Origin of the sequence: Edaphobacter acidisoli, from assembly GCF_014642855.1 — a bacterium.
Classification (GTDB): domain Bacteria; phylum Acidobacteriota; class Terriglobia; order Terriglobales; family Acidobacteriaceae; genus Edaphobacter; species Edaphobacter acidisoli.
Genome location: NZ_BMJB01000001.1, coordinates 2,699,956 through 2,715,969 on the forward strand (window position 1 = coordinate 2,699,956; position 16,014 = coordinate 2,715,969).

Consider the following 16,014-nt stretch of genomic DNA (forward strand, 5'->3'; position numbering starts at 1 on the left):
ATGGGAATTATATATTGGAACTATCTATTTGCATGGTGCTACATTCATCCAATTGAGACAAATGAGAACTACATTGCATGTATTGGCGACGTGGCTGGAAAGCATGGGGGGGCACTTGAGATTTTCAGCCAGGTGAAGCGCAGACGGCTCACCACGCGCCATAAACAGGACATATACCGATGAATGCCTCGCTTTCGAACCGAGGCTCACCAATCCGATTTAAACCGTCAAAAAGAGGAGAAGTATTATGGCAACCGAAGCAAAATGCCCGTTCCATCAAGCCGCCGCAGGCAGCGGCCCGTCGAACCGTGACTGGTGGCCGGAGCAGCTGAACCTGGACATCCTTCGTCTGAACTCGTCCCTGTCCGATCCCATGGACAAGGATTTCGACTATGCGAAAGAGTTCAAGAGCCTCGATCTCGCTGCTGTGAAGAAAGACATTGAGTCGCTGATGACCACCTCGCAGGACTGGTGGCCTGCTGACTTCGGCAACTACGGCCCTCTTTTCATCCGGATGGCATGGCACAGCGCGGGAACGTACCGCATCGGCGATGGCCGTGGCGGCGCAGGAGCAGGCCAGCAACGTTTTGCCCCACTCAACAGCTGGCCCGACAACGTCGGTCTCGATAAGGCACGGCGGCTGCTCTGGCCTGTGAAGCAGAAGTATGGGAAGAAGCTTTCCTGGGCGGACCTGATCGTCCTCGCCGGTAACGTCGCGCTTGAGTCAATGGGCTTCAAGACGTTTGGCTTTGGCGGAGGACGTAAAGACGTCTGGGAGCCGGATGAGGCTGTCTACTGGGGTTCTGAGACGACATGGTTGGGGGACAAGCGCTACACCGGCGATCGCGATCTCGAGAAGCCACTGGCCGCTGTGCAGATGGGCCTGATCTACGTAAACCCTGAGGGTCCGAACGGCAACCCGGATCCAATTGCAGCAGCCAAGGATATTCGCGAGACGTTTGCCCGTATGGCGATGAATGACGAAGAGACTGTGGCGCTGATTGCGGGCGGCCATACCTTCGGCAAGACGCACGGCGCTGGGCCCGCATCGCATGTGGGTGCGCCGCCTGAAGGAGCCGGCATCGAAGATCAGGGCCTCGGCTGGAAATGCGCCTTCAACACAGGCAAAGGTGCAGACGCGATTGGCAGTGGCCTTGAGGTTGTCTGGAGCAATACGCCGACGAAGTGGAGCAACTACTTCTTCGAAAACCTGTTCGGCTATGAGTGGGAGTTGACGAAGAGTCCTGCAGGTGCGCACCAGTGGAAGCCAAAGGGGGACGCAGGCGCAGGCACAGTGCCTGATGCGCACGATCCATCGAAGCGTCTCGCGCCGTCGATGTTGACCACAGATCTTTCGCTGCGCTTCGACCCGGCATACGAAAAGATTTCGCGCCGTTTCTACGAACACCCCGACGAGTTCGCCGATGCGTTCGCGCGTGCGTGGTTCAAGCTGACGCACCGCGACATGGGTCCCCGCTCGCGCTACCTGGGTTCGGAGGTTCCGACTGAAGAGCTTATCTGGCAGGACCCCGTTCCCGCGGTCGATCACAAGCTGATTGATGCGCAGGATGTCGCCGCGCTGAGGAGCAAGATTCTCGCCTCGGGCCTGACCACCTCGCAGTTGATCTCGACGGCCTGGGCATCGGCTTCGACCTTCCGCGGCTCCGACAAGCGCGGTGGCGCAAACGGCGCGCGCATTCGTCTTTCTCCGCAGAAGGATTGGGCGGCGAACCATCCGGAACAGCTGGCGAAGGTGTTGAAGACGCTCGAAGGTATTCAGAGCGAGTTCAACAAGCAATCTGGCAAGAAGGTTTCGCTCGCTGACTTGATTGTTCTAGCCGGTTGCGCGGGTGTCGAACAAGCCGCGAAAAATGCTGGCGTCACTGTGACTGTTCCCTTCGCCCCTGGGCGCACGGACGCTTCGCAGGAGCAGACTGACGTGGACTCGTTCGCAGTGCTTGAGCCGGTTGCGGATGGATTCCGCAACTTTCTCAAGGACAAGTCCAGCGTCCCGGCCGAGGCATTGCTGGTCGATAAGGCGCAGCTGCTGACGCTGACCGTGCCCGAGATGACGGTGCTGATCGGCGGCCTGCGCGTGCTCGACACGAACGTCGGACAAAGCAAGCATGGCGTCTTCACCAAAAAGCCGGGGACGTTGACCAACGACTTCTTCATCAACCTGCTCGATATGGGTATGGAGTGGAAGCCGGCTTCGGGTGCGCAGGACGTATTTGAACTGCGCGATCGCAAGACGGGAGAGGTGAAGTGGACCGGCACGCGTGTCGATCTTGTCTTCGGTTCGAACTCTCAGCTCCGAGCGCTCGCAGAGGTCTACGGCAGCTCCGACGCCAAAGAGAAGTTTGTCCATGACTTCGTTGCGGTTTGGAACAAGGTGATGAACCTTGATCGCTTCGACCTTGCGTGATCTTGATTGCGACAAAAAAAATCCCGGACAGCAACTCCAACTGTCCGGGATAAATAAGGGGCCATCAGTAAAAACTTCTAAAACTGAAGCTTCAGTGCGAGCTGAATGACACGTGAGTCCGGCTGCTCACCATGAAAGCGCTCGCTGGTGATCTGGCCGAATGCGCCATTTTGCACCTGATTCGTCTCTGCGCCGCCGCCACCGCCAACATTTGTTGCCGGCTGACCATGAGCAGGAGTGTTCAAGAGGTTGAAGACATCGGCGCGGAACTGAAGTCTGGATTCACGCGGCAGCGCGAAGTCCTTGAACAGCGTCGCATCGATGCGGTTATAGCCGGGCCCAACAACAGTCGTCGAGCCAGGCGCTCCATAGAATGCGGAGAGCGGTAACGAAGCATAGTTGGACGCCGAAACGTTTATCGGATTCTGGAAGGCACATGGATTGAACCAATGCTGAACGGTCCTCACGCTTGTAGCGCACGCCTTGGTTGAAGGTGTGTTCAAAGGCAGAGATCCTCCAGCCTTGAACGGATCAGCGACCTTCAGCGGATAGGACGTGCCATTACCCAGGGTATTGTTGGCAACCAACTCTGCCGGGTTACCGGTTTGTACCCGGAATGTTAGCGAGGTCTCCCATCCACCGACGACTTCGTTCTCCCAACCTGCACGGTTCAGGTGAGCACGTCCATATCCGAAGGGCAGAATGTAGTGGCCATTCAAAGTAGCGCGCTGCCGAACATCTTGCAGGTCCGAGCCGTAGTCGTAGGAAAGGCCAAGCCATTGCGGCAACCGATAGGATGCCTGACCAGCGTAGCCATTCAGCGGAGGACGCGCGTCATCAAGCGCGTGTGACCAGGTGTAGGTAGCGAGGAACGTAAGACTGCGGGTGGCGCGTCCTTCGAGCTTGGACTGGAGGGCGTTGTAGTTGCCCATGCCGCTGTCGACCACGATGCCTCCGCCGCTCAGGCCGTACTTACCGTAGTTGCTGCCGCTGCCGGCGATGCCGCCGCCCAGCGGAAGATAGGAACTGTAGGAGGTGCCTGGAGGCAATAAGCCATCGTAGGTGTTTGTGCTGCTCTGTGCCTGCAGATGACGGTCTACATTGCCCACATAAGCAAGCGTGGCCGAGAGCGCAGGAGTAAAGGCGTACTGAAGGCTGAGATTCCAGCTCTCCGTATACGGCGAACGGTTCTGATAGCTGAGGCTCTTCACACCCGGATTGACGAGCGCGGTGGCGCTCAGCGTTCCATCGGAGTTCAGCAAACCGGCGAAGCCAGACTCCAGCGTCGTGTTGGAGAAGGTACAGTTCGCGGCGGAAGAGCAGGTCTGCGCCGAGATGCTGTCGGAGATGGCGAACGGCAGGCTCTGACCGATGTTCGGGCCATAACCTACATTTTCCAGACCGCCGTAGAAGATGCCGAAGCCCGCACGCACGACGAACTTGTTATTTGCCGTGTAAGCGAATCCCACGCGCGGGGAGAAGTTCATGAAGTGCGACAGGGTCAACGAGCGGTTGTTTGTGTATTGCACGTTGATGTTATTTGCCGCAAGACTGTTGGCGAAGATCGGCGGTAGAGAGACGTTCTGCGTGCTCTTGGGAAGAAGATATGTGCCGGAGGCCTTCACATAGTTCGGCGCGGTGGACGTACCCGCAGCGGTAAAGGTTCCGGGGACGAAGTTGGCCTGATGATCGTGCAGTTCGACGAAGGGCTGCACATATTCCCAGCGTAGGCCTAGATTGAGGGTGAGTTTCGGCATGACGCGCCAGTCGTCTTGCAGGTAGGCGGCATCGTACCAGCGCTCATCCTCGGTGGTGTAAAGGTTGCCGATCGACGCAGAAGCGACATAGTCCTGGACGAAGTCGGCGATGCCAGAGCCGGTTGTGGAAGAGGCGCTTGGAATATCCGAATACATGCCAGTGAAGTTGAAGTTGCCGCGACCACGAGACGGCTGAAGCGTTGAGTTGCGGATGCGCTGGAAATTCACACCAACCTTCAACGAATTATTGCCGAGAGAGAAGGTCACATTGTCCAACAGTTGCGCAACATTCTCATACTCCTGCGAAGGATAGAAGGCCGGCGTTCCCGCAGTGGTAAGTCCTGAGATAGTGAGACCGGGAAGACCGCCATTGCCGGGACTGAAGGGAATGTTATTCATCCCGTACTGTGCTGCAAGGCTGGTATTGCTATTCTGCTGCTGAAAAGACGCGTGGATCCAGTTGTAGCCAAAGCGAATTTCGTTGACGACCTTCGGTGAGAAGATGTGCGTCTCACTCCAGGTGAAATTGCGGCCTTCCACGCGGATATTGCCATCCGCGCTAAACGATCCGCCGTCGAGCACAGGACCGAGCGGACTTGGATAGTACTGCGGGTTCTGCGAGTAGCTGTAGCGCGCAAATGTCTGGTCCTTTTGATTGATGTTCCAGTCGGAGCGCACATCGTACTGCGTGGTGTTGTCGGTGACTTTTCCAGCAAAGAGATAGTTGTTATAGGTTTTGCCGGCGGCCCCGTAGTTCGGCAGAGGATACTCATTCAGCAGCTTGGCCGCGTTCTGATTCACCTGGCTCGCACAGAGCGTATTTTGTACTCCATTGCAAGCCAGCGGCGATCCCCCGCCGGGCGTATAGAGCTTCTTTGCTGTCGTGTTTAGCGTGGTGTCGGCACTGAGAAGCTCGGTGTAGTTAGTGAAACCACTGGAGCGCATGAGCGCTGTTGGAACACTATAGAAATTGCTTGTCTCCTGATAAACGATGCGATTCGCTTCGGCATCAGCGAAGAGGAATAGGTGGTTCTTGATGATGGGCCCGCCCAAGGTGCCACCAAACTGGTTCTGCCTATACATTGGTTTGCCGAGCGAGAACCAGTCGATCGCGTTCAGCTTATCGTTGCGGAAGTACTCCCATAAAGACCCGTGAACGGTGTTGGTGCCGGACTTGATGGAGGCGTTCACCACGCCGCCGGCCGCATGACCCAGCTCGGCGCTGTAATCGGAGGTCTGAACGCTGAACTCCTGCAGCGCGTCAGGTGGTGGCTTGATGACGAAACTGGCTCCGTTGAGAAAGTCGGCGAGGTTCACGTTGTTGTCGACGCCATCGAGGATGAAGTTATTTTGCTCGGCGCGCTGACCGTTGGCCGAGAAATCACCCTTCTGTTCGCCACGCGAACCCTGAGTTCCCGGTGCAACGCCCATCGTGAGCTGCGCGATGTAAACGTAGTTTCGGCCGTTGAGCGCAGTATTGTTGATTGCGCCGGCTGAGATCGTTTGCCCAACGGACGACTCCTGCGTCTGCATCTGCGGAGCGTCGCTCGTCACCTCGACGGTCTGGGATTCACTGCCGACCGGAAGCTGCACGTTGACGCTGAGTCTCTCCTGAGCATGAAGCTGGAGCCCCTTACGCTGCATCGTCTGAAACCCAGTGGCAGAGACCGTCAGACTGTAGGTGCCGATTTTGAGAGGCGAGATGGTGAAGACGCCGCTCCTGTCGCTACTCCTCTTCTGCGTAAACCCAGTGTTGATATCGGCAACAGTAACCGAAGCTCCTTCCACTACAGCTCCCGTAGGATCCGTTACTGTTCCTGTGATCGTGCCCTGGTCCTGCTGCGCATGCACAAAAGACACCGCCAGCAGCGGCCAGAGAAGCACCGCCACCAGCATTCTGAGATTTCTCTTTGTAAACTGCTTTGTCATCTGCATCACCACACCTCAAAAATGTTGTGTTGCTGTTTGTCTTGAGCCCTGAAGACCGGCTTCTCGTTCTCTGCCTGGGAAACTCTCGAATCGCTTACGGTTCCAGCCGCAACATGACCACGCCATGCCGCGGAACTGTCGCTGTGTAGGTGTCGCGCATGCGGCCGAGATCTTTGCCTGCCCACAAGTCGCGCACCTTTGCCGGGCCGCGTACACCTGCGTTGGAAAAATTCAACGTAACCGATGTTGCCTCGTCGCCTCGGTTGAACAGGCCCACAGCAACGGCGCCTCCGGTGAGCGGCCTGGACCAGATCTCTTTCGCGCCCGAGGCCCACACACGGTCTGCCTGCTTGCCCAGCGCGTCCTGATCGACAGCAATGATGTCGTGGTTCGTCAGGATGCTGAGCGTCTCCGGAGTCATCTTGCTCAAGTCATTGCCCGCCAACAGAGGCGCGGCCAGCAGCGCCCACAACGACATGTGCGTGCGATACTCGTCGGCAGTCATGCCGCCGTTTCCGACCTCCAGCATGTCAGGATCATTCCAGTGCCCGGGCCCCGCGTACTGCGCGATATCGAGCTGACCGAATCCAATCGCAGACATCGAACCATAGTTGTCGCGAATATCGCCAGTGGTACGCCATGCATTCCCGCCTACTGACGCTCCCCACTTCCACACATCTCCCAGTCCGTACTGGCACAGGCTGAAGACGATTGGGCGTCCCGTCTTCGCGAGCGCCTGATGCATCTTCTCGTACGCGGCCTTCATTGTTTCGATCTGCTTTGGCGAATATGCGTCAGACATACGCATCATGACCATCCTCTGCTGGCGAGGATCGGCAACCGCCTGTTTCAAGACATCCTTCTGCGCTGCAGAAAGATTGTCGGCCTGCTGCGCCAGGATGAGTCTGTAACTGCAAAGGTCGTACTTCAGATAGTCGATGCCCCATGCGGCATAGGTGCGGGCATCCTGCTCCTCGTGGCCATAGCTGCCTTCAAAGCCAGCACACGTCTTCGGCCCAGGTGAGGAGTAGATGCCGAGCTTCAGCCCCTTGGAGTGGACATAGTCGGCCAGCGCCTTCATGTCGGGAAACTTCTCGTTGCTTTGAATGTTGCCCTCGGCGTCGCGGGTCCCCTCCCACGTGTCGTCGATGTTGACATAGATGTAACCGGCATCGCGCATGCCGCTGGAGACGAGCGCATCGGCAGCCGCACGCACATCGGCATCGTTTACATTGCGGCCGAAGTGGTTCCAACTGTTCCAGCCCATCGGAGGTCGTGAAGCAACCTGGCCCATGGCCGGCAAGGCCGCAAGAAGAAATGCTGCCGCAGCCAATCCTAAAAACATCCATACGGTCCGGCGCATCAACGAACGGCGCAGCGGAGAGCAAGGCTCCGCAAATTGAAGATTGTTGATCATGCGGACGATCATGCGCCGCGATCAGAAAGTGCGAAACGTGTTTTTACGGGGACTTCACCGTGAATACACCGTGAAATATCAATTAGTTTCAATAAGATACAAGGATATATTCGTTGTGATAGATTGATGTGCGGCTTTCAACCGGCTACGACATGAAGCGCGAAATGGCACATTACGAAGCTTCCTCCACAGATGTCATCGTGGATTCCTCACTTGCGCCGGACGATTTTCGCCACCAACATGTAAACGGTTCCAATTCCGATCCTGACAGCGGCCCGCCTGAAGCTATCTCCTTGAAATCTGATCCGCGGTGGCAGGCAGTCCAACGCGTGGTCCACAGCAAAAGCTTTTCCCGAGCGTCGCGGCTCTCTGCTTTTCTGCTCTACATCTGCGAGCGGGCCATTGAAGGACATACGGACGAGATCACCGAGCAGCAGATTGGCGTGCGGGTCTTCGGGCGCCCTGCGCACTACAATCCCGGCGACGACAACATCGTTCGCGGCACGGCCCGCCTGCTGCGGCAGCGGCTCGAGCTCTATTACCAGGAAGAAGGCGCCGCAGACGAGCTGCGCATTACGGTGCCTCGCGGGACGTATGTCCCACTCTTCGAAAGGGCCACGGAAGTTCAGGAGCAACCCGACGCGGAGAGAAGCCCCCTCCTTGAAGATGCTCCGCGTGAGGCTCCCCTGGCCCGGCACACGTTTAGCCGCCTGTGGACAGCGGTCTCACTCCTGGCTGCGTTCGCCCTCGGGGCCGCTGCGCTGCTCGCCTACCAGCACTTCACGCGAAGTCGCAATCATCCGTCCAGCCCCGCCGCTGTGCTGTGGCGCACGGTCTTCCCAGGCGACAAGAGAACGCTCATCATTGCGGGCGACGCGGGCGTGGATATGTTCGACAACCTGGCTCGGCAGCAGGTGAATATCAACGAATACTCCGAGCGCGCCTATCTCAGCAGCCCTTTCGCGCAGACTCCTGATGATTATCACTGGGCGCCGCTGGCGACGCGTGCTTACGTCAGCGTGCAGGACCTGAAGCTGGCCACAGCGCTCGTGCGCCTGCCCGAGGTGCGGAATGACCAGCGCGTCTTCATCCACTACGCGCGAGAGATCAGGCCGGAAGACCTGATGGATGCAAACGCCGTCCTGATCGGGTCGCCCGCGTTCAACCCATGGGTGCAGCTCTTCGACAAAGACCAGGACTTCACCATGTCCTACGACGGTGTCGAAAACAGCATCACTGTCATTGATCATCATCCAGCCGCGGGCGAAAAGTCTTCGTACAAATGGATATGGAATGACCCCGAGCACGCTTACGCTCTCATCGCTTTGACCAACAACTTGAATGGGACCGGCAAGGTGCTTCTCGTCGAATCGACGACCACCATGCCTACGGGTGCGGCATCGGACCTGCTGCTGAATCCGGGCCCGATGGAGCAGATTCTTGCGCGCGCTACCAACCCTAACGGATCGCTGAAGCGATTTGAGGTACTGCTGGAGACAAGCCTGGTCGGCAACAGCAGCACCCAGCCCAAGGTCATCGCAGTCCACATCCATAACAACTAAATAAAAGCCCAATCTCCGCACATCGCTTGCTGGACGAGACATGAATCTCACACGCCGATGCGAACCGGCACCGAGCTGGTAACAGGAAATGTTGTCCCACACCGATCCATTTTGGCGACGCGTTGCATAAAAAGCCCCTCGCCGGGAATTAACCAGGCGAGGGGCGTGGGTACATCGCACTAGAAGCTGAGTTTGATCGATCCTTGGAAAAGCCTTGCGTTAGTTCCAGACGCTAGTCCGGATACCTGACCGAAGGTGGATGAGCTCAAGCCAGCGGTTGGGTTGCCAAAGATCGGATGGTTAAGGACATTGAAGGCTTCAAGCCGGAGCGTTGCATTAAACCGCTCGTGGATAGGAAATACGCGGGAGACCTGAGCGTCGAACTGCAATGACGTCGGTCCTCTGAAGGAGTTTTTGCCAATGTTGCCGTAGGTGCCATATCCCGAGCAGGTCAATGGTGTCGAGCCAGACGGGCAGACCTGAGAGAATGCCGCCGGATTCAGATAGCCACGATTGGCCGCTCCGCTGGCAGAGCGAAGCTTCTGATGAAGGTAGACAGGAACCCCGGGAACCAGATTGGGGCGATCGTTGCCTACGTCAGTGAAGGAATTATCGACTCCTGAGGTAACAGTGAATGGCGCCCCACTGACGATATGGATGAGCGGAGCAAATTCCCAACCGTTAGCCGCAAGTGAGGCGAAGCGGTTGGCCAGATGAAACGCGCTCCTCGTCACAAGAGAGACGTTCTCAACATTGCGATAGTCAGAGCCGCAAGGACCATAATCCATACCGGGATTGGCGGGGTTCTCAACGGTCGTGCTAGCAAGGTCGCCCTGAGCATCTTCGATATTCAGGCATTTGGACCAGGTATAGTTCGCCAACAGGCTGAATGTAGAGGAGAGACGATGCTGAGCAGAGACGATGAGGCCATTGTAGTTGGCCATGCCAGTGTCATTGATGAGCACTGTGCCACCGCCGCCACCAAGGTATTGGTTTCCCTGACTCGTATTCTGCTGCGTGAGATAGAAGCGCTGAGCCTCGTTTGCAGTCGTAGAACAGGGCGTTCCGGACTTACCTGCGCCAGGCTTGCCAGCCGGCCCGGTAACAACAACGCCCGTGCATCCAGTGCCGTTCGCACCCCAGACACCGGGCACGAAAGTAGCTGCACTCATAGGAGTGCCCATAGGTGCATGGACCGTGTGGCTTCCAATGTATTGGACCTGACCTTGCCATCCGCGGCTGAAATCATGCTGAATGCTCGCCGTCCACTGCTCGGTGTAAGACGACTTGAACTGCGCAGGCATGAAGATGTACTGCGATTGAGCAAAGAACTGAGCATTCGCAGGAGTTGGAATGACCGGTTGGGGGAATGGGCTCGTTGTTACCTGGCCAACCGACCACGGACTCGTAAAGCTCATCGGACCTGAGGTGCTGGTCTGTGTTTGGGCGATGGCCGTGGCGAATGGAGGGTTCTGCTGATTGCGCTGAGCGGTAAAGAAGTTGACCTGGTCGTAGCCCATCACGAAACCTGCGCGCAGTACAGTCTGGCCGCTGCCGGTGGGATCAAAGGAGACACCGATATTAGGCGAGAACTGCCATGGCGAGTTCTTCGTGAATTGACGGGAAACACCGTGGTCGCCATAGAAAAGCACACCAGCAGGAGCGTTGGAATAGACCGAGCTGGTCGTATTTGAAAGGAAGTTTGCCATACTGAAGACGACTCCGCGATTGAATACATCAACCGGCATGAAGTTGGGACTCCAGCGCAGACCACCGTTGATGGTGAGCCGACTCGTAGCATGATAGGTGTCTTGAACGTACAAGCTGGGAATGGGCCCACGCAGAGCGTTCTGCTGCTCCTTGCTCTGCTGGAAGGCGTACATAGCACCCATCAGGAAGTCCAGATTGGGATCGCCAACCGACGAGCCTCCATTAGGCCCGTTCGAGCTATAAACACCCTGGAAGGTGAATTGACCATTGCCCTCATAGACGTTGCCGATATTGAGCTGATTCTGCACCCACTGTCCGCCAATAACGAACTGATGTTTGCCGCGCAGCATTGTGACATCGTCCGCGAGCGCAAGTGTGTTGTCGTTGAAGTGAGAGACCGAGTTCGTTCCACCGCCAATGGTGAATTTGTTCGTCGTCGTCAGTTGCAGACCGTTCGGTACGTACTGATAGATATTGACGCCAAGCGTGGCAGCGTTGATATCGTTAGCCGCATATCCGCGGTTGTCTCGCCGCCGCAGTAGAGTTGCGTGCGCTGTGTTGATGGTGCGGCTGCTGATCGTGTAGGCCTCGGACATGGTAAAGCTCTGCACGCGCTCCGAATTGCCCGATTGCGTAGTAATGAGGATGTTGGTTGGCGAGAAGAAGGCAGGCGCCTGATAACCGTCGATGAAGTAGCGGGCATAGAAGTTGTTGTTTGCGTTGATAGTCCAGTCGACTCGAGTAACAAACTGATTGTCCGCAGTCTGCGACGGAATTGCATACGACACGAGCCCGCAACCTTGTGTATCGACGGACGGAATGGGTTGGGGGAGATACTTCATCAGGTTCAAGGCCTGCGCGTTGTATGTTGGCTGGCTTGCATACTTGTTACCTGCAAGCGCGACTCCAGTAAGCGGATCGACCAGCTGCACCGGCTTTGCTACGCAGTTGGAGCCATCCGTAACGGAGAAATCACCAGCGAGATTTGCGGCAGTGGGAACGTGGGCCTGTGTTGCTGCCTGAGACTGGTCGGCTTTCGTGCGCTGATATGCCGCGAAGGCGAAGAGCTTGTCCCTGCGGATAGGACCGCCGAATGTGCCGCCGTACTGGTTCTGGTGAAGCGTATCTTTCGCCGAGCAAGTTGTTTTAGGAGCAACTGGCGTACAAGTCGAGTAGAAGTTGGTTGCGTCGAAGTAGTTATTGCGGATGAACTCAAACGCCGAACCGTGGAAGGTATTGGTTCCAGACTGGGTGATGACGTTGACCATGCCGCCGGTGTGCATGCTGTCCTGTGCGCTAAGGCCCGCAGCCTCAACGCTGAACTCGCGCACCGCATCCGGAAAGGGAAATGGAAGATTGCCATTGCCCATATAGTCGTTGTTGTCACCGCCGTCGAGCCTCCACATCGTTGTATTGCCCATACCTCCGGCGACTGAGACCGAAACAGTCTGGTAGGAATACTTGCTGCCCGTAAAGTCACCACCTGGAGCAGCAGTCGAGCCGCCAGAGAGCGTAATCAAGGCAGTCATCTGACGCCCATTGAGCGGCATCTCCGTGACGGCCTGGTGGTCGATGGTCTGTTTGAAGGTTGTGTCCTCGGTCTGCAGCGCGAGACCGCTTGCTTGGACCTCGACCTGTTGTGTTGCGCTGCCAACCGTCATCTTCACGTTGACCGAGATGCTGCTGCCGACCTCGAGAACGATGTGCGTCTGGGTGTAGGTCTGGAAGCCGCTCATGCTTACCGAAAGCGAATAAGTGCCGACCGGGATATTCGGAAAGGTGTACAGGCCGTTTGAGTCGCTCACTGCGGCCCGTTTGACGCCCGTAGCTGTTGCAGTCAGTGTGACGGCCGCGCCGGGAATGACCGCGCCGGTCGGGTCAGCTACGGCGCCTGCGATGCTGGCCGTACCAGCCGCCTGGGCGTTCGCATTAGATGGAGACGAGCAGAAGAGAGCCACGGCGAACAGCGCCGTCAGGATGCTCCCGTCAGGAATAGGCCTCGAAGGTAGCGTGCTGGCATAGTATTTTCCTCTTGAATCAAACAGGGTTGGTTCAGGGTCGATCTCGATTTCGTTTCTCTGCCACAAATTGGTCGTACCGCTTGTGCGCAAAACTATAGGCCGCAACTTTGAGGCATGTCAACAGAAATGGTTCACGATCTGAACCACATTGAAAACGCCGTCCCGTTTTCACGCTTCCTAACGGCTTGTTGAGTATTTAGGCGGGTTTCTGTGCAAGGGCCACGCGTGGGATCGCTTGCAGGTCTTCGATGAACCTCACGCCTTGCCACGTTTCGAGCAAATCTGCGATATCCCCGCGCTGGCCGTGGCCAATCTCAAGCGCAAGCAAGCCGCCAGGCTTAAGGTTGTCAGCCGCTTGAGGAATCATCCTACGGTAGACATCGAGCCCCGAGGTCCCTGCAAACAGAGCCAGATGAGGCTCATGCTCGCGAACCTGCGGATGCAACTCACCAGCCTCAGTCAGAGCAATATATGGCGGATTGCTGACGATGGCATCGAACAAATGGCCCGAACGTTGACCACCCGGCTCATTAATTGGTATGTCCAGCAAATCAGCTTCGCTGAAATAGATGCGATCTGCAACACCATGGTCGCGAGCGTTCATCTGGGCAATCGCAAGCGCCTCGCGTGAGGCGTCCGTCGCCGCGATCTCCGCCCCGGGCAAATGCATAGCCAGTGCAATCGCAATTGCTCCAGAGCCTGTGCCAATATCAGCGATGCGCAATGGTTCGATGGCACGCCCTCGGAAGTGCGCCAGCACAGCCTCCACCAGATGCTCAGTCTCAGGCCGGGGAATCAAAACGTCCGACGTAACGCGGAAGACAAGCCCGTAAAATTCCTGCTCCCCGATGATGTATTGCACTGGCTCGTGCCGCAAGCGGTGCTGAATAGCATCTTTATAGGTGATTCGTTCAGCCTCAACAAGCAAACGGTCAGGATGAGCAAGCAACTGAGCGCGGCTAATGCCAAGCGTGTGCATCATCAGAAACTCGGCATCGCGGCGCGCAGAGGCAGAGAGATGCGCGTCGCCAGCCAGGCGCTCTGCAGCTTCGGCAATGGCTTCGCGAAGCGTCATAGTCTGATGTTATCTCTGCTCGATGCGGATAACATTGCCATCCGGGTCAAGCATATTGATCGCACCGTCGATCTTCGTGAAGGCGATGTGCTGTTTGCGCAGCAGATGTTCGCTGCGCGAGAGGCTCTTGGTCTGGAGCGTGATGCGAGCGTGGTTGCCAAGCGTAGCCGCAGGCACAATCTCAACCTGCTCGCCCGAGTCGCCTGGCAGATGGTAGAGCGTCAGCGAACCCGCAATCGGCTTGAACTCAAGCTGGTTCACGTAAAAGTCGCGCGCCGCCGCAGTGTCTTCAACTGCCAGCGTCACGCGCATCAGTTTATCGGCAACGCGGTCGGCGCCGAGGTCCTTGCCGCGGTCTTCATAGTGCTTCGAACCGGGCTGATACTGCGTGTACTCGATGTTCTGCGGTCCAAAAGGCTGCTCCGGCCCGTCCATCGTGAACAGCAGATTGCCCGCTCCGGCCTTGCGCACAGCCGTCCGCGGAGTGAGACCGCGCGTGGTGTAGTCCTGATAAACCGCATTCAGATCGACAGCTTCGAAGCACAGATGCAGAAAGCTGGGCGCAGGGGCCTTGGCCGTCGTGGGATACAACTCGATGAACTGCGTGTCATTGATCTTGACGAACGCTTCGTAGAGCTGGCCATTGCGCGACAGGTTGAATGGCTGATCAAAGCCAAGCTCCTGGTAAAACTTCGCCGACGCATCCAGATCATGCACGCGAATGGCAACATGCGCGATGCCGGCCAGAGGCGGTGGATCGCTCTGGTCTCCAATAGCCGAAGCAAAGCTGGTCAAAATCAGCGAAACAAGTGCAAGCGCTGCGATGCGGGCCGAAGTGCGAAGATGCTGCCTGGTCATGCGTGACTCCCTGAAGTGGTCGTACCGATTGTCACCCATGGGAGAGCACGATGCCAAATCCATCGCGCGCGCAGGCCGTCAGACCGCCGCGGACTCCGACTTCAGCTTCTCCGCCACGTTGTGCGCGATCAGCGCGTCGATCGTGGGCTGCAGCATCCCTTCCATCACCATGTTGAGCTGATGGTTCGTCAGTCCGATGCGATGGTCGGTCAAGCGGTTCTGCGGGAAGTTGTATGTACGAATCTTCTCCGACCGGTCGCCGGTGCCTACCTGCTGCTTGCGGTCCTTCGCCTGCTGCTGGTGAATCCGCTCTTCTTCCACTTCGTACAAGCGAGCGCGCAGCACACGCATGGCCTTCTCGCGGTTTTTGATCTGCGACTTCTCGTCCTGGCAGCTCACCACCGTATTCGTCGGAATGTGCGTAATGCGAACAGCGGAATACGTCGTATTCACCGACTGACCGCCCGGTCCCGACGAGCAGAACGTGTCAATGCGCAGGTCCTTGGCCTCAATCTTGATATCGACCTCTTCGGCCTCAGGCAGCACAGCCACCGTAATGGCCGAGGTGTGTACGCGGCCCTGCGTCTCCGTCGCGGGCACCCGCTGCACCCGGTGCGTGCCGGACTCATACTTCATCTGCGAGTAGACCTTGTCTCCTTCGAAGATGGCCGTCACTTCCTTCATGCCGCCGCCGATGCCGGTCTCCGATGTCGAGAGCACTTCGACGCGCCACTTATGCTGCTCGGCAAACCGCAGATACATGCGGAACATCTCCGACACAAAGATCGCCGCCTCGTCGCCGCCCGTGCCCGCGCGCAGCTCGATGATGATGTTCTTGTCGTCGTTGGGATCCTTGGGCAGTAGCATCACCTTGAGCTGCTCCTCGATCTCAACCAGCCGCGGCTCAAGCGCGAGCAACTCCTCCTGCGCCATGGCGCGAATATCCGGATCAGACTCAGCCAGCATCGCCTTCGCGTCGGCAACCCCCTGCTTCACCTCGCGGTACTCGCGGAACTTCTCCACCGTAGGCTCAAGGTCGCGGTGGGCCTTCGCCGTGGCGGCAAACTTCTTCTGGTCAGCAACCAGCGTAGGATCGGCAAGCTGACGGCCAAGGTCTTCATAACGGGCTTCGAGTTGATCGAGACGGTCGAACATACAGAAAAATCCTTATAGCAAATCTTTTGTCACGCAGTTGTTCTGGAAAGCGATTAAGAGGCGAGCGCAGCTAGGCAAAGTCGTGACGCGAGGGGGTCACGCGGG

8 protein-coding genes are annotated in these 16,014 nt (G+C 57.4%); 2 read left to right on the plus strand and 6 right to left on the minus strand.

Annotation, left to right across the window (positions count from 1 at the left end; genetic code table 11):
• The first annotated feature begins 247 nt into the window (after window positions 1–247).
• Window positions 248–2,425, plus strand: a complete 2,178-nt coding sequence (katG, locus tag IEX36_RS10910) for a catalase/peroxidase HPI (protein ID WP_188759333.1) — start codon at window positions 248–250, stop codon at window positions 2,423–2,425.
• 77 nt (window positions 2,426–2,502) lie between these two features.
• On the opposite strand, the gene IEX36_RS10915 is transcribed toward katG, so the two are convergent.
• A complete protein-coding gene (locus tag IEX36_RS10915; protein WP_188759334.1) occupies window positions 2,503–6,117 on the minus strand; it encodes a TonB-dependent receptor in 3,615 nt (1,204 codons plus the stop codon).
• 88 nt (window positions 6,118–6,205) lie between these two features.
• Window positions 6,206–7,456: a glycoside hydrolase family 27 protein gene (locus tag IEX36_RS10920; protein WP_229668881.1), complete on the minus strand. Its 1,251-nt coding sequence runs from the start codon at window positions 7,454–7,456 to the stop codon at window positions 6,206–6,208.
• Between the two features lie 365 nt (window positions 7,457–7,821).
• On the opposite strand from IEX36_RS10920, the gene IEX36_RS10925 reads away from it, so the two are divergent.
• A complete protein-coding gene (locus tag IEX36_RS10925) occupies window positions 7,822–9,090 on the plus strand; it encodes a hypothetical protein (protein ID WP_188759336.1) in 1,269 nt (422 codons plus the stop codon).
• 179 nt (window positions 9,091–9,269) lie between these two features.
• Here the strand turns inward: IEX36_RS10925 and IEX36_RS10930 are convergent, their stop codons facing one another.
• The 4 genes from IEX36_RS10930 to prfA form a co-directional block, all read right to left on the minus strand.
• Window positions 9,270–12,887 carry an outer membrane beta-barrel protein gene (locus IEX36_RS10930; protein ID WP_229668882.1) on the minus strand — a complete coding sequence of 1,206 codons (3,618 nt, stop codon included), beginning with the start codon at window positions 12,885–12,887 and terminating at the stop codon, window positions 9,270–9,272.
• 130 nt (window positions 12,888–13,017) lie between these two features.
• On the minus strand, window positions 13,018–13,896 hold the full coding sequence (gene prmC, locus IEX36_RS10935; protein WP_188759337.1) for a peptide chain release factor N(5)-glutamine methyltransferase: 879 nt from the start codon (window positions 13,894–13,896) through the stop codon (window positions 13,018–13,020).
• Between the two features lie 9 nt (window positions 13,897–13,905).
• The gene (locus tag IEX36_RS10940; RefSeq protein ID WP_188759338.1) at window positions 13,906–14,754 is read right to left on the minus strand and encodes a VOC family protein; all 849 of its coding nucleotides are present in this window, start codon (window positions 14,752–14,754) and stop codon (window positions 13,906–13,908) included.
• Window positions 14,755–14,832: 78 nt separating this feature from the next.
• Entirely contained in the window at window positions 14,833–15,909 is a 1,077-nt protein-coding gene (prfA, locus tag IEX36_RS10945) for a peptide chain release factor 1 (protein ID WP_188759339.1), read from the minus strand.
• Window positions 15,910–16,014 lie beyond the last annotated feature (105 nt).

Coding starts and splice junctions, on each gene's coding strand:
- katG (WP_188759333.1), top strand. CDS start 248: ATGGCAACCGAAGCAAAATGCCCGTTCCATCAAGCCGCCGCAGGCAGC.
- IEX36_RS10915 (WP_188759334.1), bottom strand. CDS start 6,117: ATGCAGATGACAAAGCAGTTTACAAAGAGAAATCTCAGAATGCTGGTG.
- IEX36_RS10920 (WP_229668881.1), bottom strand. CDS start 7,456: ATGTTTTTAGGATTGGCTGCGGCAGCATTTCTTCTTGCGGCCTTGCCG.
- prmC (WP_188759337.1), bottom strand. CDS start 13,896: ATGACGCTTCGCGAAGCCATTGCCGAAGCTGCAGAGCGCCTGGCTGGC.
- IEX36_RS10940 (WP_188759338.1), bottom strand. CDS start 14,754: ATGACCAGGCAGCATCTTCGCACTTCGGCCCGCATCGCAGCGCTTGCA.
- prfA (WP_188759339.1), bottom strand. CDS start 15,909: ATGTTCGACCGTCTCGATCAACTCGAAGCCCGTTATGAAGACCTTGGC.